12 protein-coding genes are annotated in these 19,059 nt (G+C 65.1%); 4 read left to right on the plus strand and 8 right to left on the minus strand.

Going from position 1 to position 19,059, the window contains the following annotated elements; translation table 11 throughout:
- Nucleotides 1-1,116: FAD-binding oxidoreductase (locus ACXJL8_RS06420; RefSeq protein ID WP_456684759.1), on the minus strand; the 1,116-nt coding region annotated here is incomplete at its 3' end.
- A gap of 204 nt (nt 1,117-1,320) precedes the next feature.
- On the opposite strand from ACXJL8_RS06420, the gene ACXJL8_RS06425 reads away from it, so the two are divergent.
- Complete coding sequence (locus tag ACXJL8_RS06425; protein WP_456619140.1) at nt 1,321-2,283, plus strand: amidohydrolase family protein; 963 nt, start codon at nt 1,321-1,323, stop codon at nt 2,281-2,283.
- A 5-nt stretch (nt 2,284-2,288) separates the two neighbouring features.
- Here the strand turns inward: ACXJL8_RS06425 and ACXJL8_RS06430 are convergent, their stop codons facing one another.
- The 3 genes from ACXJL8_RS06430 to ACXJL8_RS06440 form a co-directional block, all read right to left on the minus strand.
- A complete protein-coding gene (locus ACXJL8_RS06430; protein ID WP_456684760.1) occupies nt 2,289-5,405 on the minus strand; it encodes an efflux RND transporter permease subunit in 3,117 nt (1,038 codons plus the stop codon).
- A 36-nt stretch (nt 5,406-5,441) separates the two neighbouring features.
- Entirely contained in the window at nt 5,442-6,686 is a 1,245-nt protein-coding gene (locus ACXJL8_RS06435) for an efflux RND transporter periplasmic adaptor subunit (RefSeq protein WP_456619142.1), read from the minus strand.
- A 156-nt stretch (nt 6,687-6,842) separates the two neighbouring features.
- Entirely contained in the window at nt 6,843-8,243 is a 1,401-nt protein-coding gene (locus tag ACXJL8_RS06440; RefSeq protein WP_456619143.1) for a CoA transferase, read from the minus strand.
- Nucleotides 8,244-8,297: 54 nt separating this feature from the next.
- Here ACXJL8_RS06440 and ACXJL8_RS06445 point away from each other — a divergent pair, with 54 nt between their 5' ends.
- Nucleotides 8,298-8,585: a hypothetical protein gene (locus ACXJL8_RS06445; protein WP_027544123.1), complete on the plus strand. Its 288-nt coding sequence runs from the start codon at nt 8,298-8,300 to the stop codon at nt 8,583-8,585.
- Between the two features lie 184 nt (nt 8,586-8,769).
- On the opposite strand, the gene ACXJL8_RS06450 is transcribed toward ACXJL8_RS06445, so the two are convergent.
- From ACXJL8_RS06450 to ACXJL8_RS06460, 3 genes are read right to left on the minus strand one after another with little or no spacing between them, the layout of a single operon-like run.
- Nucleotides 8,770-12,144 (minus strand): error-prone DNA polymerase, encoded by a 3,375-nt coding sequence (locus ACXJL8_RS06450; RefSeq protein ID WP_456684761.1) that lies wholly within the window; start codon nt 12,142-12,144, stop codon nt 8,770-8,772.
- Entirely contained in the window at nt 12,141-13,787 is a 1,647-nt protein-coding gene (locus ACXJL8_RS06455; RefSeq protein WP_456619145.1) for a Y-family DNA polymerase, read from the minus strand. The genes ACXJL8_RS06450 and ACXJL8_RS06455 overlap by 4 nt, the downstream gene beginning before the upstream one ends.
- The gene (locus ACXJL8_RS06460) at nt 13,687-14,457 is read right to left on the minus strand and encodes an ImuA family protein (protein WP_456619146.1); all 771 of its coding nucleotides are present in this window, start codon (nt 14,455-14,457) and stop codon (nt 13,687-13,689) included. The genes ACXJL8_RS06455 and ACXJL8_RS06460 overlap by 101 nt, the downstream gene beginning before the upstream one ends.
- A 166-nt stretch (nt 14,458-14,623) precedes the next feature.
- Here ACXJL8_RS06460 and ACXJL8_RS06465 point away from each other — a divergent pair, with 166 nt between their 5' ends.
- Together ACXJL8_RS06465 and ACXJL8_RS06470 are read left to right on the plus strand one after the other, a co-directional pair.
- Nucleotides 14,624-16,033 carry a UdgX family uracil-DNA binding protein gene (locus ACXJL8_RS06465; protein ID WP_456619147.1) on the plus strand — a complete coding sequence of 470 codons (1,410 nt, stop codon included), beginning with the start codon at nt 14,624-14,626 and terminating at the stop codon, nt 16,031-16,033.
- Nucleotides 16,034-16,131: 98 nt separating this feature from the next.
- Nucleotides 16,132-17,760 carry an inorganic phosphate transporter gene (locus tag ACXJL8_RS06470; RefSeq protein ID WP_456684762.1) on the plus strand — a complete coding sequence of 543 codons (1,629 nt, stop codon included), beginning with the start codon at nt 16,132-16,134 and terminating at the stop codon, nt 17,758-17,760.
- A gap of 72 nt (nt 17,761-17,832) precedes the next feature.
- Here the strand turns inward: ACXJL8_RS06470 and ACXJL8_RS06475 are convergent, their stop codons facing one another.
- Nucleotides 17,833-19,005, minus strand: a complete 1,173-nt coding sequence (locus ACXJL8_RS06475) for a M20 aminoacylase family protein (RefSeq protein WP_456619149.1) — start codon at nt 19,003-19,005, stop codon at nt 17,833-17,835.
- Between the last annotated feature and the right edge of the window lie 54 nt (nt 19,006-19,059).

Genomic DNA, 19,059 nt, shown 5'->3' on the forward strand with positions numbered 1-19,059 from the left:
GGCTTCGCCCGAGGCGATCGCCTGCGCCCGCGTCACCGTGCAGGTCTCCATGCGGTGTTCGATGTGCTTCTCCGAGAGCCATTTCAGCTCCTGGAAGAACGGACCCTGCTTGGACAGGTTGATGGTCAGCCGCCGCAGCTTGGTGCCGCTGACCTCGCCGAGCGGCTGGCGCTTGAAGTCGGCGCCGTCGGCTTTGGTGTAAGTGTAGAGCAGCATTTCCTGGAGGAAGCTGCTCGGCGCGGTCGACAGATGTCCGTACATCAGGCCGATATTGCCGTCCTTCTCGATCTCGCCGGCGAACAGCGCGGGAAAGGTCTTGTAGTCCAGCACGCGCCGCCCGGTCTGGTAGACCGTGTTGTCGGCAATATCGAGCTCGGCCTCGACGATGACGCCGAACAGGCCGTAGCCGCCGACCACGAGGTTGAACAGCTCCGTATTCTCGGTTGAAGAGACATTCTTGATCGAACCGTCGGCGAGCATCACCTTCATAGCCTTGATCGAGCGGGCCAGCGCGCCGGCCTGATGATCCATGCCGTGGGCATTGACCGAGATCGAGCCGCCGACGCTGAAGATGTCGGTCGACTGCATGGCGCGCACCGCAAAGCGCGGATGCAGCGCGATCTGGATGTCGTGCCACGTCGCGCCGGGCTGTACGGTGACGCTGTGCGCCGCCTCGTTGAGCGCGATGCGGTTGAAGCCGCGCATGTCCAGCACGATGCCGCCCTTGCGGAATGCCTGCCCGCCCATGGAATGGCGCACGCCGGCCGTCGTCACCGGCAGCTTGTTGTCGCGGGCAAAGGCCAGCGTCCTGGCGATATCGTCGACGCTGTGCACCTCGACCACGCCGTAGATCTCGGTGCGGTTGAGACAACTCGCATCATTGATGCTGCCGCCGAGCTGCGACCATTTTACGCCCTGGAGCGGGGCAATCGCCCTCACCTTGTCCAGGTCGATCTTGCCTTTTTCGCCGATATCGTCCGCGGCCCGGCAATCCTTCGGCCCGGTCGGATCGGCCGCCAGCGCCTGGAGCTTGCGGAAGCCGTAGACGCCGAACAGGGCGACCAGGACGGCCGCGGCCGATAAGCCTGCTTTGAATTTGCCAAAGGATTTTTGCATAAGGTGATTCCGGTGGGACGGCGATGATCCGGGTGCGCGGATCATTAGTCAAACCGGATACGCGCCGGTTCAATGCCCTGCTCTCGCCGACGATCCCTGAAGAGCTCCTGGCAGCGCTCACCAGCCATGCAGCGGCCGGACGAAGATGCCCCCCGGGGACGTGATATTCTGCCACGACAGAACAATGATGCAGGGAGAGAACCCGTGCTCAACCGACGCAGCGTCCTGCTTGCCTCCCTCGCCGCCGGAGTAGCCATGACCAACAAAGCCCACGCCAAGGCGTCGCAGCCCGCGACGCCGGTCAATTTCGACATGCCGGCCCATGCCTGCGACTGCCACACGCATATCCACGGCGATCCCGAAAGGTTTCCGTTCTTCGCCGGGCGCGTCTATACGCCGGAGCCGGCCTCGCCGGAGGAGATGGCCGCGCTGCACAAGGCATTGCATATCGAGCGCGTGGTGATCGTGACGCCGAGCGTCTACGGCACCGACAATTCCTCCAGCTTGTTCGGCATGAAGGCGCGTGGCGCGACCGCGCGCGGGGTGGCCGTGATCGACGACAAGACCACGGAGGCCCAGCTCGATGCGATGCAGCAGGAGGGTTTTCGCGGCATCCGCATCAATCTCGCGACCGACGGCATCGGCGACCCCAATGTCGGACGCGCCCGCTTCACCGCCGCCGTGGAACGCATGACGGCGCGCGGCTGGCACGTGCAGCTCTACACGACGCTGCCGATGATCACGGCGATCAAGGACCTCGTCCTCGCCGCACCGGTGCCGGCCGTGTTCGACCATTTCGGCGGCCTCGAGGCCCCGCTCGGAGTGGAGCAGCCGGGATTTGCCGACCTGGTCGCGCTCGTCAAATCCGGCAAGGCCTATGTGAAGATTTCCGGCGCCTATCGCTCGTCAAAGCTCGCGCCGGACTACCAGGACATGGTGCCCTATGCGCGGGCGCTGATCGCGGCGAATGCGGACCGTATCGTCTGGGGCACCGACTGGCCGCATCCGGATTCCGCCCAGGTGCCCGGACGCAAGGCCACCGACATCGCGCCGTTCTACCCGATCGACGACGGCCGGCTGCTCAACCAGCTCCCGGTGTGGGCGCCGGATGCGGATGTGCGCAGGAAGATCCTGGTCGACAATCCGGCGCGACTCTACGGATTCTGACGGCCTTATCGCGCGCGGCGGGAGAAGAAGGAGATCAGCACCGGCAGCGTCACCAGGATCACGACCGGCGCCAGCATCATGCCGGTGACGACGACGACCGCGAGCGGCTTCTGCACCTGCGAGCCGATGCCCTCCGACAGCGCGGCCGGCAGCAGGCCGACACCGGCGACGACGCAGGTCATCAGCACGGGCCGAAGCTGCAATTCGCCGGTGCGGATCACCGCGCTCACGCGATCCATGCCTTCGTCGATCAGCTGGTTGAACTGCGACAGGATGATGATGCCGTCCATCACGGCGATGCCGAACAGCGCGATGAAGCCGATCGCCGCCGAGACGCTGAACGCCGTGCCGGTGATCAGGAGACCCAGCACGCCGCCGAAGATCGCCATCGGAATCACGCTCATGGCGAGCAGCGTGTCGGTCATCGAGCCGAAATTGAACCAGAGCAGGACGCCGATCAGCGCCAGCGAGATCGGCACCACGACCGACAAGCGCCGGATCGCGTCCTGAAGGTTGCCGAACTCACCGACCCAGTCCATGTGCGCACCGGGCGGCAACTGCACCTGGGCGGCGATCTTCTGCTGCGCCTCGCGGATCGCGCTGCCGAGGTCGCGCTCGCGCACCGAGAATTTGATCGGCAGATAGCGCTCCTGCTGCTCGCGATAGATGTAGGCCGCACCGGAGACGAGGCTGATGCTGGCGACCTCGCTCAGGGGAATCTGCGTGACGGTGCCGTTCGGTCCGGGCGCGCCGATCCTCAGGTTCTGGATCGCCTCCGCGCTCCTGCGGAATTCCGGCGCAAGGCGGACGATGATCGGGAAATGACGGTCGCTTCCCGCCTCATAGATGTCGCCCGCGGTGTCGCCGCCGATCGCGACCTTGATGGTGGCGTTGATGTCGCCGGGCGCGAGCCCATAGCGCGCGGCCTTGGCGCGGTCGATGTCGATCTGGATGGTCGGCTGCCCGAGCGAGGTGAACACCGCGAGGTCGGTCACGCCCTGCACCGTCGCCAGCACCGACTTGATCTTGTTGGCGGTATCGGTGAGCGCCTGGAGATCGCTGCCGAACAGCTTGATCGAATTCTCGCCCTTCACGCCGGAGACGGCTTCGGAGACGTTGTCCTGGAGGTACTGCGAGAAGTTGAATTCGACGCCGGGGAAGCGGTCGTCGAGCTGCTTCAGCAGTTGCGCGGTCAGCTCCTCCTTGTCGTGGGTGCCGGGCCACTGGCTCGCGGGCTTCAGTGGCGCGAAGAACTCGGCGTTGAAGAAGCCGGCCGCGTCGGTGCCGTCGTCGGGGCGGCCGTGCTGCGACACCACGGATTCCACTTCGGGCCGGGCGCGGATCAGCTTGCGCATCTCGTTGACGTAGGTGTTGCCTTCCTGGAGCGAGATGGTCGGCGGCAGCGTGGCACGGATCCAGAGATTGCCCTCTTCCAGCTTCGGCAGGAATTCGAGGCCGAGCAGCCGGCTGAGCGCCACCGTCATCAGCACGAGACCGACGGCGCCGCCGAGCATGATGCCGCGGTTGGCGACCGCCCAATTCAGCACCGGCATGTAGATCCGGTGCAGGATCAGCATGACCTTCGTCTCGGTCTCCTCGACATGCGCGGGCAGGATGATCGCGGACAGCGCCGGGGTGACCGTGAATGTCGCAAGCAGCCCGCCGGCGAGCGCATAGGCATAGGTCCGCGCCATCGGCCCGAAGATGTTGCCCTCGACGCCGGACAGCGTGAACAGCGGCAGGAACGCCGCGATGATGATCGCCGCGGCAAAGAAGATCGAGCGCGACACGTCGGCGGCGGCGCTGAGGATGGCGTGGCTCTTCATGCCGAACAGCGTCTCGTTCGACATATGCTCGGTTTCCGACACCGGCGTGGTCTGCGTCAGGCGGYGGAAGATGGCTTCCACCATGATGACGGTGGCGTCGACGATGAGGCCGAAATCGATCGCACCGACCGACAGGAGGTTTGCCGATTCCCCGCGCAACACCAGGATGATCACGGCAAAGAACAGCGCGAACGGAATCGTGGCGCCGACGATCAGCGCGCTGCGCAGATCCCCGAGGAACATCCATTGCAACAGCACGATCAGGAGGATGCCGACCACCATGTTGTGCAGCACGGTGTGGGTGGTGAGCTCAATCAGGTCCCCGCGATCGTAGATGCGCTCGATGCGCACGCCGGGCGGCAGGATGCTGGAGTTGTTGATGGTTTGAACGAGCTGGTGGACGCGCTTGATGGTTGGCGAGCTCTGCTCACCGCGGCGCATCAGGACGATGCCCTGCACGATGTCGTCGGAATCGTCGAGGCCGGCAATGCCGAGACGGGGTTTTTGACCGACAGTGACGGTGGCGACGTCCTTGACCAGCACCGGATTGCCGTTGGTCTGCGAGACCATGGTGTTGGCGAGGTCGTCGATGGAACGGATCAGGCCGACGCCGCGGACCACGGCCGATTGCTGGCCGATATTGACGGTGTTGCCCCCGACATTGACGTTGGAATTGCTGACCGCCTGGAGCAATTGCGGCAGCGTCAGGCCGTTGGCGACGAGCTTGTTGAAGTCGACCTGGAGCTCGTAGGTCTTGCTCTTGCCGCCCCAGCCGGTGACGTCGATGACGCCGGGCACGGCGCGGAAGCGGCGCTGGAGGATCCAGTCCTGGATGGTCTTGAGGTCGAGCACGCTGTAGTTCGGCGGACCGACGAGGCGGTAGCGGAAGATTTCGCCGATCGGGCTGAGCGGCGAGATCTGCGGCTGCACATTGCCCGGCAGCGGCGCGAGCTGCGCCAGGCGGTTCAAGACCTGCTGCTGCGCCTCGTCATAGGTGTAGGCGAAGGAGAACTGGAGCTTGATGTCGGAGAGGCCGTAGAGCGAGATGGTGCGGATGGTCGTGAGGTTCTTCAGACCTGCGACCTGGGTCTCGATCGGGATCGTGATGTAGCGCTCGATCTCCTCCGCCGACAGCCCGGGGCTCTGCGTCACGATGTCGACCATCGGCGGGGTCGGGTCGGGATAGGCCTCGATGTTGAGCTGGTTGAACGCGATCAGGCCGCCGATCAGCACGGCGACGAACATCCCGACCATCAGGAAGCGCCGGTTGACGGCAAGGGCGACGAGGCGATCCATTCAGGTCTTCAGTTGTCTTGTTTTTTGGGTCGTCGATCAGCTGCCGGACGCCGCGCGGTCGATGAACAGGCTGCCCTTGGTGACGACCTGCTCGCCGGGTTGCAGGTTGCTGGTCACCTCGACGAGGTTGCCATTGATGAGCCCGATCTTGATCTGGCGCAGCTCGACCGACTTGTCCTCGCGCGCGACCCAGATGCGGACCTGGTCGGCTTCGTAGATCAGCGCCTGCTTCGGCACCGCGGGTGCCGCGCGGTCGCCTGCGGAGTAGATCGTGACGTTGGCGAACATCTCCGGCTTGAGCAGTCCGTCCTTGTTGTCGATGGTGGCGCGGACGAGGAGACGGCGGGTGCTGGGGTCGATTGCCGTGGCGACGTAGTTGATCTTGGCGGTCAGCGGATGGCCGGGCAGCGCCATCACGTTGACGGTGATGTCCTGCCCGATGCACACGGAGGCGGCGTCGCTTTCGCGCACGAAGGCGGTGAGCCAGACCGAGGAGAGATCGCCGATCACGAAGACCGGATCGCTGGCGCCGGAATTGACGTACTGGCCCGGACCGATCTTGCGCTGCACGACCGTACCGGCGATCGGCGAGTAGATCGTGACCTCCGGATTGATGGTGCCCTTGTCCTGGAACGCCTTGATGGTCTCGTCGGTGAAGCCGAGGATGCGCAGCTTGTTGCGCGCGGCCTCCAGCGCCGTCGCCGAGGAGCGCATGTCGTTCTGCGCCTGGACCTGGGTCGCTTCGGCCTGCTGATAATCTTTCAGCGGAATGGCGTGGCCTTCGTAGAGATCCTTGGCGCGTTTGAACTGGATGTCGGCGAGATCGACCGCCGACTTCGCCTTGTTCTGCGAGGTCATCGCCGTGATGAAATCGTTCTGCGCCTGCACGGTGTCGGCGGCTTCGATTGTGAACAGCGGTTGACCCTGCTTCAGGCTCTCACCCGGCTTGGCGAGCAACTTGGTCACCCGTCCCGCATAGGGCGAGAACACCGGCGTCGAGCGGTCCTCGTCGACCGCGACCTTGCCCTCGGTGACATATTCGGCCCGGAAGGTCTTGGCCTTGACCGGCTCGATCCTCAGCGTCGCCCATTCGGACGGCGTCGGCGTGAAATTCTGCGCATTCCTGCGCGACTGGCTGGAGACTTCGGAGTGGCTCTTCTCCTTGGCCCCGGCACGCAGGAAGCCATAGGCCCCGGCGCCGGCGAGCGCCAGTAGAACTACGGATGTGATCATCCGTTGTTTTGTAAACACCTGCAATCGCTCGGTATTTTCAACTACCATGGGGCCCGGTCAGGTCTGCGACGATCTCGGCAAATGACTGCCACATCGGTCGCGCTAATAGTGCCGAATTGAGATTGCAAACAACCTAAAAAGTGCCGATCGCCTTGCGGTTTGCGTTAAAATTTTGCGACGCGTCAGCTCCAAGTAAGCCCCGTGTCAGCTTCGAGCCGGCCACTGTGCCGGATGACTTCCGAGCGGCATCGCCGGACGGCTCCATCGTGCCGGCGTCTTCGACAGCAGCGCCGAATGGCGCACCGCCTTCAAGGCGCCGAAGCCAGATGGCATGCTCTCGATGAACGCAGCATGTACAGCCTCGCCCGTAATATCCGGGGTGTTCAGGCCGCCTTCGAGCCGGCCGAGATTCCACAGCCAGCGTCCGGTCTGGGCCAGCGACACGCGCACGTGCCAGCTGCCGCCTTCGCGGGCCTGGCGCGCCCTGGCCATCATCGCGCCGAACGCCATCAGATAGCCGGTGGCGTGATCGAGCATTTGTGCCGGCAGTTCCTTCGGCCCGTCAATGCCGGCGGCCCGTCCCTCGGCGTGGTTGAAGCCGGTCGTGGTCTGCACCAGCGAGTCGAAGCCGCGCCGCTTCGCCCACGGGCCGGCATGGCCATAGGCCGACAGCGTGACGTAGACGATGCCGGGATTGATGCTGGCTGCCTGCTCCGGCGCGAAGCCGAGGGCGGCGAGCGCGCGTGGGCGATAGCCCTGCGAGAAGATGTCGGCCTGTTTCAGAAGCTCGCGCAATTGCGCCTGCCCCGCCTCGCTCTTGAGCTCAATGAACGTGGTGAGTTTGCCGCGTCCGGTATCGATGGTGAGCCAGGGAATGGCGGGCAGCTCGGGCCCTGACACAAGCAGCACGTCCGCGCCGTGCGCGGCGAGCGTGCGGCCGGCGACCGGGCCTGCGATCACGCGGGAAAGATCGAGCACGCGGAGGCCCGAGAGCGGACGATCGCCTTTTGGCCACGGCTTCGGCGGAGCCTCGCCGATCTTCTCGATCGAGAGCAGCGGCAGTTCGGTCAGCGCTCGCGCCTGCGGCAGCGCCGACCATTCGTCGTAAGAGCGCATCAGGGCAACGACACCGCCGGCGGCGTAAGCCGCAGTTTCAAAATCCTCGCCCTTCCATTGCATCAGCGCGGCCTGCACCTTCTCGCGCTCCGGCTCGCAGCCGAGCACCTTGCAGACGGCGTCGCGGTGATGCGGGAAATTGGTGTGGCAGCGGACGAAGCGGTTGTCGCCGGTCCGGTAGACGCCGGCAATGGCGTCCCACGCCGGCGGCGGCGGCTTGTCGTCGACGCGCAGATAGCGCTCGGAGCGGCATTCGACGACGGCGTGGCGGATGTCGACGCTGACGTCCTGCACCTCGCCGCCGCGCATCCTCCAGATTTCGGCAGCGGCAAGGCCGGCGGCGGCGATCGTCGCTTGCCCGGCAACGGCAACGCGAAACGAGGATGGGACCTGCGGCTCCTCGCCCGTCAACCGCACATTGCCGAGCGCGGCAGGATCGCCGCCGACGGAGGTCCAGATATCGCTGAGAATGCCGGCGGGGCTTTGCATGTCCGCTTCTCTCCCTTAGCTTTGCGACCTTCCATCAGCACACAGAGGAACGCAATGGCCGCCATCGATCCCCTCACCGCCGGCGCCGTGTTCATCGCAACGGCGGCCACCGACGCGGTCTATGTCATGTTCACCTCCGCCGTGATCGCGCGCAAGCGCGTGCCGGCGGCGAACTGGAGCGCGGTCTGGTACATGCTCTCCTCCTACGCGGTGATCAGCTACACCGAAAACGCCTTCTATGTCGCTTTCGCGGCGCTCGGCTCCTGGGCCGGCGCCTACGTCTCGCTGACTTACCTGCACCGCCCGCCCGGCGGCCCGCCGGTTGGGGCTGCGCCGGAGTGAAGGCGGGAGCGGCGCAATCGACCACACACTCGGTGTCGTCCTGGCGAAAGCCAGGACCCATTACCCCGACGGGTTGTTGTTGTACACGCGACCAGCCGCACAACTGAGAGTCTTCGCCAAACTCCACCCTGTGGTTATGGGTCCTGGCCTTCGCCAGGACGACATCGGGGATGGTTGAGAGGCCTCAATGGAAATCCCGCGACGGCGGCAGGATGCGGACGTTGCGGGGGTGGCGGATTTTCTGGGCGGGGGCATCGGCGTGGTCGCGGCGGTCGTCGTTGAGCGGCTCGATCAGGTCGGCGCCGGCGGGACCCGGATGCTTGCGGCTCAGCGCGTCATTGGCGAGGCCGATCAGATCGTGCGAGCGGTCGATCATGCGCTGGGCGATGAGATGCGTCACCTTTTCGGGGCTGCTCTGGATATAGCCCTCGACCTGGATGAGGCGCGCGCCCATCACCTCCTTGCGGTACTGCTCCATGATCTTGGGCCACACCACGACATTGGCGATGCCGGTTTCGTCCTCCAGCGTCATGAACACGACGCCGCTGGCGCTGCCCGGCCGCTGCCGCACCAGCACCACGCCGGCGCAGCGGACGCGACGCCGCTCGTTCTCATGACTGATGTCCTTGCAGGCCACCACCCGCTCGCGCGTCAACATCTCGCGCAAAAATTCCATCGGGTGGCCTTTGAGTGAAAGCCGGATGGTCTGGTAATCCGCGACCACCTGCTCGGCGCGCGGCATCACCGGGAGCGGTTTTGCGTGCTCGTCCGGCTGCTCGCGCGCGGTGGCCGCCTCGAACAGCGGCAGCGGCAAATCGTCGGGCAGCCGCCGCACCTGCCACAGCGCCTCGCGGCGATCGAGCCCGAGCGAGCGGAACGCGTCGGCGTCCGCGAGCAGGATCAGCGCGCGCTTGGGCAGCCCGGTGTCGCGAGCGAAGTCCTCCAGCGAGGTGAAGGGCCRGCGGTTGCGGGCGGCGACGATGCGGTCGGCCCAGTCTTCCTGACCGGCATATCCCACGCCCTGCCGTTTTGCCTGATCTTCCCTGAGCCTCTCCTCATCCGGATCGAGCCAGTGAAAGCCGTCGATCTGGCGGAAGCCGAGGCGCACGGCGCAATACCGATCGCCGGTGTTTTCCAGCGTGTTCTGCGCAAAGCTGTGGGACACGTCGATGTCGCGCACCTCGACATCGTTTTTGCGGGCGTCGCCGACGATCTGCGCCGGCGCGTAAAAGCCCATCGGCTGCGAATTCAACAGGCCGCAGCAGAAGGCATCGGGATGATGATGTTTCAGCCATGACGAGATGTAGACGAGCTGCGCGAAGCTTGCCGCGTGGCTTTCCGGGAAGCCGTAGCTGCCAAAACCCTTGATCTGGTCGAAACAACTTCTGGCGAAGTTGGGGTCGTAACCGCGTGCGACCATGTTGCCGACCAGCTTGTCCTCGTATTTGCCGATGGTGCCGACATTGCGGAAGGTCGCCATCGAGCGGCGCAGGCCGTTGGCCTCCTCGGAGGTGAATTTTGCCGCCTCGATCGCGATGCGCATCGCCTGCTCCTGGAACAAAGGCACGCCCTTCGTCTTGTGCAGAACCTTGTAAAGCTCGTCCGCGGGACCATGTTCGGGCGATGGCGAGGGGTAGCTCACTTTCTCCTGGCCGTTCCGCCGCCGCAAGTAAGGATGCACCATGTCGCCCTGGATCGGTCCCGGACGCACGATCGCGACCTCGATCACGAGATCATAGAATGTCCGCGGCTTCAGCCGCGGCAGCATGTTCATCTGGGCGCGGCTCTCGACCTGGAATACGCCAAGCGATTCCCCACGGCACAGCATGTCGTAGACCTTGGGATCGTCCTGCGGGACGCTCGCCAGCACAAAGCGCCGGCCCTTGTGCTGGTCGATCAGGTCAAAGCATTTGCGGATGCAGGTCAGCATGCCCAGCGCCAGCACGTCGACCTTCATCATGTTGAGCGCGTCGACGTCGTCCTTGTCCCATTCGATGAAGGTGCGGTCCTCCATCGCGGCGTTGCCGATCGGCACATAGGTGTCGAGCCGGTCTTGCGTCAGCACATAGCCGCCGACATGCTGGGAGAGATGGCGCGGGAATTCGATCAGCTCGGTCGCAAGCTCGACCGCGAGATTGATCATGGGATTTTGCGGATCGAGCCCGGCCTGCCTGACCTGCATGTCGTTGAGGCCCTTGCCCCAGCTTCCCCAGACGGTGTCGGCGAGCGCGGCGGTGACGTCCTCGGTCAGGCCCAGCGCCTTGCCGACGTCGCGGATGGCGCTGCGCGGGCGATAATGGATGATGGTCGCGATGATCGCGGCGCGATGGCGGCCATAGCGGCGATAGACATATTGCATCACCTCCTCGCGCCGCGAATGCTCGAAATCGACGTCGATGTCCGGCGGCTCCAGCCGCTCCTTGGAGATGAAACGCTCGAACAGCAGATCGACCTTGGTCGGATCGACCGAGGTGATGCCGAGCACGTAGCAGACGGCCGAGTTCGCCGCCGAGCCGCGGCCCTGGCACAAAATGTTCTGGCTGCGCGCGTAGTGGACGATGTCGTGCACGGTGAGGAAATAATGCGCGTATTTCAGCTCGGCGATCAGCGCGAGCTCCTTCTTCAGGGTCGCGCGAAGCTTGTCGTCGATGTTGCCGCCGAAATATTTCTGTACGCCCGCCCGGGTCAGGTCCTCCAGATGGCCTTGCGCCGTCTTGCCCGGCGGCACCGGCTCGTCCGGATACTGGTATTTGAGCTGGTCGAGCGTGAACTCGATCTTGTTTGCAAAACGCATCGTCTCCGCGACCGCCTCGGGGAAATCGCGGAACAGCCGCGACATCTCCTGGGGCGTTTTCAGAAACCGCTCGGCATTGGCCTCCAGCCTCCGTCCGACCGCCTCGATCGTGGTCTTTTCCCGGATGCAGGTCAACACGTCCTGGAGCGGACGGCGCGCGGGATGGTGATAGAGCACCTCGTTGGTCGCGAGCAGCGGTACCTTTGCCGCCGTCGCGAGATCATCGAGCCGCGCCAGGCGGCGCCGGTCGTCGCCACGATAGATCAGGCTCGCCGCCAGCCACACCCCGTCGGCTTCGCTCGCCTTCAGCCTGGTGAGAATGGCCTGCGCCTTCGCCGCATCAAACCGATACGGCAATGTCAGGACCAGGAGCTGGCCCCGCGCAAATTCCAGGAGATCGCCGAAACAGAGATGACATTCGCCCTTCTCGATCCGCGTGATGTCGTCGCCGCGCTTGCCCCTGGTGAGAAGCTGGCACAGCCGTCCGTAAGCCGCGCGGTCGCGTGGATAGACCAGGATATCGGGCGTGCCGTCGATGAAGACGATGCGTGCGCCGATGAGCAGCTTCGGCTTGTTCAACACGTCCGCATTGTCGAGCTCCTTGTAGGCACGCACCACGCCGGCGAGGGTATTGTGGTCGGCAATCCCGATCGCAGGGATGCCCAGAATGCTCGCCTGGTGCACATAGGCGCGCGGGTCCGATCCGCCGCGCAGGAAGGAGAAATTCGTGGTGATGCCGATCTCGGCATAGGTCGATGTCGTCATGCGAAGAGACCGTGCACATACCATTGAGGGGGAACAGGCTTGCCTTCGTCATCGACGAGTTCGTCGTAAAGACCGTCGCGAAAGATCCAGAAGCGCAGGCCCTCGGCATCCTCGATGCGGAAATAATCCCGCGTCAGCTGCTTGCCGTCCTGGCGCCACCATTCCATGGCGATGCGCTCGGGCCCTTCCACCCGCACCACCGCATGCAGCGCGCGCCGCCAGGTGAATTGATGCGGCGGACCGTCCGGCACGGTCGCGAACGGCACCTTGACCGGCTCCGGCTTGTCGAACAGCCTGAGCGGGCGCAGCGGCGGYTCGCTCTCGGCGCGCGCCGGCCATTCGGCCTGCATGGCGGCGGCGAGGTGGTGCTGCGCTGATACGGCCAGCACCGCACGCTCCGGGATATGCGTGTCCTGCGGCAGGTGCACGACGACGCGCTTTCCGCCGATGCGCGCGGCGATGCGGTCGATCAGTGCGGCGAGCTCGTCATTGTCGTGGACATGGGCGTCGAGATCGCGCTGCTCCTGCACCACGATCTCGGTGCGGCTCGCCGACAGCCGCACCATGTCGAAGCCGAAGCCGGGATCGAGCGGATCGGCGAGCGCATCGAGCCGCTCGCGGAACAGCCGGTCGATCACTGCGCTGCGTGTCACCGGCCGGCCGGTTTCGACCATGATCGCGCGCACCACGCCGTCGGTGCGGAAGAAGGCGGCTTCGAGACGCCGGGCGCCCTTGCCCTGCTTCTCCATCGACGCGATCAGCGTGTCGGCGAGCCGCGACAGCGTCATCGCGATCAGGGTGTCGGTCGCGATCGGCTCGGCGAAGCGTTTTTCCACGATGTAATCGGGCAGCGGTTTTCGCGGGTTGATCGGCGCATCGCCCTGCCCCAGCGCATGCGCGAGCAGCGTGGAGAACCCCGCGCCAAACCGCGCCGTGATCTCATGGGAGCTGCGCGAGGCGACATCGCCGATGGTTTTCAGGCCGGCACGGCGCAAGCCGGTGGTGATGGCCTCGCCCGCGCCGAGCGCGGATACCGGAAGCCGGCTGATCGCCGCCGCCTCCCCGCCATCGGTAACGATGGTGCCGGAGGCCTGCCGCGTCAGCGTGCGCGCACAGACCGAGGTGCCCGCAATCGCCGCGCTGACGGCAAAGCCCTGCCGGGCAAGCGCACGAACCAGCGTCTGCAACAGCGCAGCCTCGCCGCCGAACAGATGGGCGCAGCCGGTGATGTCGAGGAACAGCCCGTGCGGCGGATCGAGCGCCACCAGCGGCGTGAAACGGTCGCACCAGTCGGCGATGTCGCTGAGCGTCTTTGCATCGGCCACGACATCGGCGTCGAACACCCGCAAGTCCGGGCACATCGCCCGGGCATTGGCCAAGGGCTGGCCGATATGCAGACCCAAATGCGACGCGGCATCGTCGAGCGCATGGATCACCAGCGCATTGTTGTCCTTGATGACGACAACGCTTGGCTCATCTTTTTGTTTTGACGCGTTTTCTTCACGCGAACCGGTACCCACTTCGCTTGAAAACGCTTTGGTCTTACCCAGCGCGCCGTTGAAAAAACGCTGGATCCGGTCGATGGGCAGGCGCGGCAGCCACAGGCTGAGGATACGCCGGCGGTTCAGAGAACTGGCACTCATCACATTTCCATTCCATGATCCATCGGCCGCACGGGCCATGACGATTGCGAACGAGCTCGGCATCGAAGCGCGGCGCGCCCCAGGCACTCCACATCGCCCCCGGCGGCGAATGCGCCGCGCGCAGCATCCATCTGGTCTCGGCAGTCGAGGGCAAAGGTTGCGCGGCCATCCGCAGCAGCAGACCGGTGACGCCGGAGGACTGCGCGGCGAGCGTCAGCTTGCGGCTCGCCACGAGATCGAACTGCCGCGTCTCGCCCCAGAGCTCGAGCACGACGGCGCCCAGCGCGTCGCAGGCGAGCGCATCGGCCGAGGTGCGCAGCGCGCTCTCCACATCGGCGGCGCGCACCATCACCACGCGGCCCGGATCGAGGCCGAGCTCGGCGAGCCCGCTCATCGACAGCGCGCCTGTTTCAACTTCCGAAAAATCCTGACGCACCCACAACAGCGGTTTGCGCGCCGTCACACGGCCCGCAAGTCCCGTGACAAACCCGGTCGCGGCCGCGCCCTGGCGGCCCTCGCAAAACACTTCGTGGATCACAGCCCGCGCGAGCCCGCCCTGAAGTGCCTCGTCGGCCTCGCCGTGGCCGAGCGCAACGCGATCGCGATGATGCACGACCTCGGTCTCGATCTGGCTGCGCAAGGTCGCAAGCGCGCTGATGCGTGCGCTCATGCTCGCCGCTCCTTCAGAGGTGATTGCCGGCGGCTCTCAAAAAGAGAACCAGCGGCTGGCTCATTTGTTCATGATATGTTCTAATATAAAGCTAACGGCGCCCYTGGAGTCAATCGAATTGGCGCGCCTTCGAATTCATGAGCGGAATCAAGAGGATTCGAGTTCCATGTACCTCATCACCCTGGACAGCGAGACCGATTTCGACGGCTGGCGTAAAGCCGCACGCGCATTCGCGCTGCATCACGTCGCGCCGGCGGACGTGACGTGGCACGTGCAGGGCCAGACGAAAGACCAGGTGCCGCCCGGCCTGTCCGAAGCACCGAACCTTCCGCCGATCGAGACCGAGAGCACGTTCAGTGTGCCGGCCAATTTCATCGAGCTTGCCCGTGTCGCGATCCTGCATCGCGACGAGGAGCGCTTTGCGCGGCTCTATCGCCTGCTGTGGCGGTTGAAGGCCGATCACGACCTGCTCGCAACGATGACCGATCCCGACGTGGCGCAAGCAACCGCGATGGCTGGCAGCGTGCAGCGCGATGCGCAGCGGATGCGCGACCTCGTCCGCTTCCGCGAGATCGGGCGCGAGCAGAAGGCGCATTACGCCGCCTGGTTCGAGCCGGAGCATCACATCGTCGCATTCGCCGCGCCGTTCTTCGCGCGTCGTTTTGCCGATATGCCCTGGTCGATCCTCACGCCTGACGTTTGTGCCCATTGGGACGGTCACGCGATCTCCTTCACGCCCGGGATCAGCCGGACGGAGTGGCCGGCCCCAGGCCATTTGGAGGAAACCTGGCGGCGCCATTTCCAGCCCAACCGGCTGACGACGACTGACGCGCCGGCGAAGCGCCGGAGGAACCTCCAGGACGCATCGATACTTGGATCGATACTTGGACCTCTGCTCGCCGATGCCGAACGCTGGACCGGCGGACGGATCTCCCCACGTCCGGAAGCCATCATGGGACACAAGGCAGCCGCCGACGATCTCGAAGCGCTCCGCGAGGAGGCCGCGCATTGCCGTGCCTGCCCGCTCTACAAGGACGCGACGCAAACCGTGTTCGGCGAGGGGCCGAAAGACGCAACCATCATGCTGGTTGGCGAACAGCCCGGCGACAAGGAAGACCTCGCCGGCCATCCCTTCGTCGGCCCGGCTGGCCAGATGCTCGACCGCGCGCTGGAGGAAGCCGGTGTCGACCGCAAGAAGGTCTATGTCACCAACGCGGTGAAACATTTCAAATTCGTGCCGCGCGGAAAAATCCGCCTGCACCAGAAGCCGGCGACGCCGGAGATCCGGGCCTGCCGGCAATGGTATGAGCGGGAAGTTTCGGCAATCCAGCCCGAGCTCATCGTCGCGATGGGCGCCACCGCCGCGCAAAGCGTGTTCGGCAAGATCACCCCGATCGGCAAGACCCGCGGCCGGCTGATCGACCTTCCCGACGGCCGCAAGGCGCTGGTGACGGTGCACCCGTCCTATCTGCTCCGGCTGCCAGATCCGGCGGCCAAAGTGCTGGAATATCAGCGCTTTGTCGAAGACCTGAAGATCGCCGCCAACTTGCAGAGGAAATCCGCGCGCGCCGCCTGAATACTGGCGGGAAAACGCCTTTCACGCAGCGGTTGTCATCCAGACTTCAAATCCATCGCGGACAATAGCCCTTCCAAATGGTTAAGGGGCGTCCAGACATGACCGACGTAGCATTCGACCGAGCAATAAGCGATCCAACGCCTGTCCAGCCGGCTTCGCGGCCCAATCTCGACAAGGGTTTCAATCCGCTGACGATGATCCTGTTCTTCGGCGTCCTCGCCGCAGGCCTGCTGTTCGTCGCCTACAGCATCTATGTCGACGTCAATGCGACCGGCACGAAGGTGACCACCTTCCTGCCCTACATCCTCCTGTTCGTCGCGCTGCTGATCGCGCTCGGCTTCGAGTTCGTCAACGGCTTCCACGACACCGCCAACGCGGTGGCGACCGTGATCTACACCCATTCGCTGCCGGCCGAAGTCGCGGTGATGTGGTCGGGCTTCTTCAACYTCCTCGGCGTGCTCCTCTCCTCCGGCGCGGTCGCCTTCGGCATCGTCTCGCTGCTGCCGGTCGAGCTGATCCTGCAGGTCGGCTCCAGCGCCGGCTTCGCCATGGTGTTCGCGCTCTTGATTGCCGCGATCATCTGGAACCTCGGCACCTGGTTCTTCGGGCTTCCCGCCTCCTCCTCGCACACGCTGATCGGCTCGATCATCGGCGTCGGCATCGCCAATGCCGTCATGCGCGGCCGCGACGGCACCTCGGGCGTGGACTGGAGCAAGGCCACCGAGATCGGCTACGCACTGCTGCTGTCGCCGCTGTTCGGCTTCATCTGCGCCGCCGTGCTGCTGCTGCTGCTCAAGTTCATTGTGCGCAACCCGGCTCTGTACTCGGCGCCCGAAGGCAACAAGGCGCCGCCGCTCTGGATCCGTGGCCTGCTGATCGCAACCTGCACCGGCGTCAGCTTCGCGCACGGCTCCAACGACGGCCAGAAGGGCATGGGCCTGATCATGCTGATCCTGATCGGCACCGTCCCGACGGCCTACGCGCTCAACCGCGCGCTGCCGGAATCCCAGGTCGCCCAGTTCCAGAAGACCTCGGACGCCGCTGCCAAGGTGATCTCGGCGAAGGGCGCCGGCCACAGCATCATCGGCGATCCCCGTCCGGCGGTGACGCAGTACATCGCGCTGCACCACATCAACGAGGGCACCTATCCCTCGCTCGCCGTGCTGGTGAAGGACGTCGGCGACCAGGTCGCCAAGTATGGCTCGCTGACCAAGGTGCCGGCGGAAGCCGTCGGCAACACCCGCAACGACATGTACCTGACTTCGGAGGCGATCCGCTTCCTGATGAAGGACAAGGAAAACGACCTCAACAAGGAAGAGGTCGCGACCTTGAACGCCTACAAGGGCTCGCTCGATGCCGCCACCAAGTTCATCCCGACCTGGGTGAAGGTTGCGGTTGCGATCGCGCTCGGCCTCGGCACCATGGTCGGCTGGAAGCGCATCGTCATCACCGTCGGTGAGAAGATCGGCAAGACCCATCTCACCTATGCGCAGGGCGCGTCGGCCGAGCTCGTGGCTGCCGCCACCATCGGCGCCGCCGACGTGTTCGGCCTCCCGGTCTCGACCACGCATGTGCTGTCGTCGGGCGTCGCCGGCACCATGGCGGCCAACGGCTCGGGCCTGCAATTGGCGACCATCCGCAACCTGCTGATGGCCTGGGTGCTGACGCTGCCCTGCGCGATCGCGCTGTCGGCCACGCTCTACGYGATCTTCTCGCGGATCTTCTGAGCCGATCATTCCGCAAAGACAAAGGGCCCGTGCGATGCACGGGCCCTTTTCGTTTGTGCTTCGAGCTCGGCCTTATGACGCGGCGAGTGATTCCTCGACCAGCTTGACCCAGTAGGACGTGCCGAACACGATCGCCTCGTCGTTGAAATTATAGGCGGGGTGATGCAGGCCGGCGCTGTCGCCGTTGCCGCAGAAGATGAAGGCGCCGGGACGGGCTTCGAGCATGTAGGCGAAATCCTCGCCGCCCATCAGCGGCGGCATCTCGTGCACGTTGGCGTCGCCCGCGACCTGCTTGGCGATGCGCTTCGCCACCTCGGTCTCCGCGGCGTGATTGACCACCACCGGATAATTGCGCTTGTAGTGCAGGTCGATCTTGGCGCCGGTGATCTGTGCCACGCCCGCCACCACTTCGTGCACGCGCTTCTCGACCAGCTTGCGCACCTCCGGCGACAACGTGCGGATTGTACCCCGCAGCGTCGCGGTTTGCGGAATGACGTTGCGGGCGTTGCCGGCGTGAAATTCGCAGATCGAGATCACGGCCGATTCCAGCGGATCGACGCTGCGCGCGACGATCGACTGCAACGCGGTGATCACCTGCGCACCAACCAGCACGGAATCCACGCATTTGTGCGGACGCGCGGCATGGCCGCCGAGGCCCTCGATCATGATGTCGACCTCGTCGGTCGCCGCCATGATCGGGCCCGGCCGGATCGCGAACGAGCCGACCGGGATGCCGGGGCCGTTGTGCATGCCATAGACCTGCTCGATGCCGAAGCGCTCCATCAGCCCGTCCTTGACCATGGCCGCGCCGCCGGCGCCGCCCTCCTCGGCGGGCTGGAAGATCACCACTGCATCGCCGGCGAAATTGCGGGTCTCGGCCAGATAGCGCGCGGCGCCCAGCAGCATCGCCGTGTGGCCGTCATGGCCGCAGGCGTGCATCTTGCCCGGATTCTTCGAGGCGTAAGGCAGGTTGGTCTGCTCCTCCACCGGTAGCGCGTCCATGTCGGCGCGCAGGCCGATGGTCTTGAGGCCCTCGCCGGCCGGCTTGTTGCCCTTGATCACGCCGACCACGCCGGTCTGGCCGAGGCCGGTGACGACCTCATCGCAGCCGAACTCGCGCAGACGGTCCGCGACGAATGCTGCGGTGCGATGGACATCATAGAGCAGCTCGGGGTGCTGGTGGATATCCCGCCGCCAGGCCTGGATGTCTGGTTGAAGGTCGGCGACGCGGTTCACGATGGGCATGGAGGGTCTCAAGCTTTGTTGGGAATACAGGACTGTCTACCATGCAAGCGCCGG

It is taken from the genome of Bradyrhizobium sp. P5_C11_2 (assembly GCF_054049755.1).

What these genes read in the sequence shown, in the direction of transcription:
- ACXJL8_RS06435 (WP_456619142.1), bottom strand. Translation starts at nt 6,686, where the DNA reads ATGGTAGTTGAAAATACCGAGCGATTGCAGGTGTTTACAAAACAACGG.
- ACXJL8_RS06440 (WP_456619143.1), bottom strand. Translation starts at nt 8,243, where the DNA reads ATGCAAAGCCCCGCCGGCATTCTCAGCGATATCTGGACCTCCGTCGGC.
- ACXJL8_RS06445 (WP_027544123.1), top strand. Translation starts at nt 8,298, where the DNA reads ATGGCCGCCATCGATCCCCTCACCGCCGGCGCCGTGTTCATCGCAACG.
- ACXJL8_RS06460 (WP_456619146.1), bottom strand. Translation starts at nt 14,457, where the DNA reads ATGAGCGCACGCATCAGCGCGCTTGCGACCTTGCGCAGCCAGATCGAG.
- ACXJL8_RS06465 (WP_456619147.1), top strand. Translation starts at nt 14,624, where the DNA reads ATGTACCTCATCACCCTGGACAGCGAGACCGATTTCGACGGCTGGCGT.
- ACXJL8_RS06475 (WP_456619149.1), bottom strand. Translation starts at nt 19,005, where the DNA reads ATGCCCATCGTGAACCGCGTCGCCGACCTTCAACCAGACATCCAGGCC.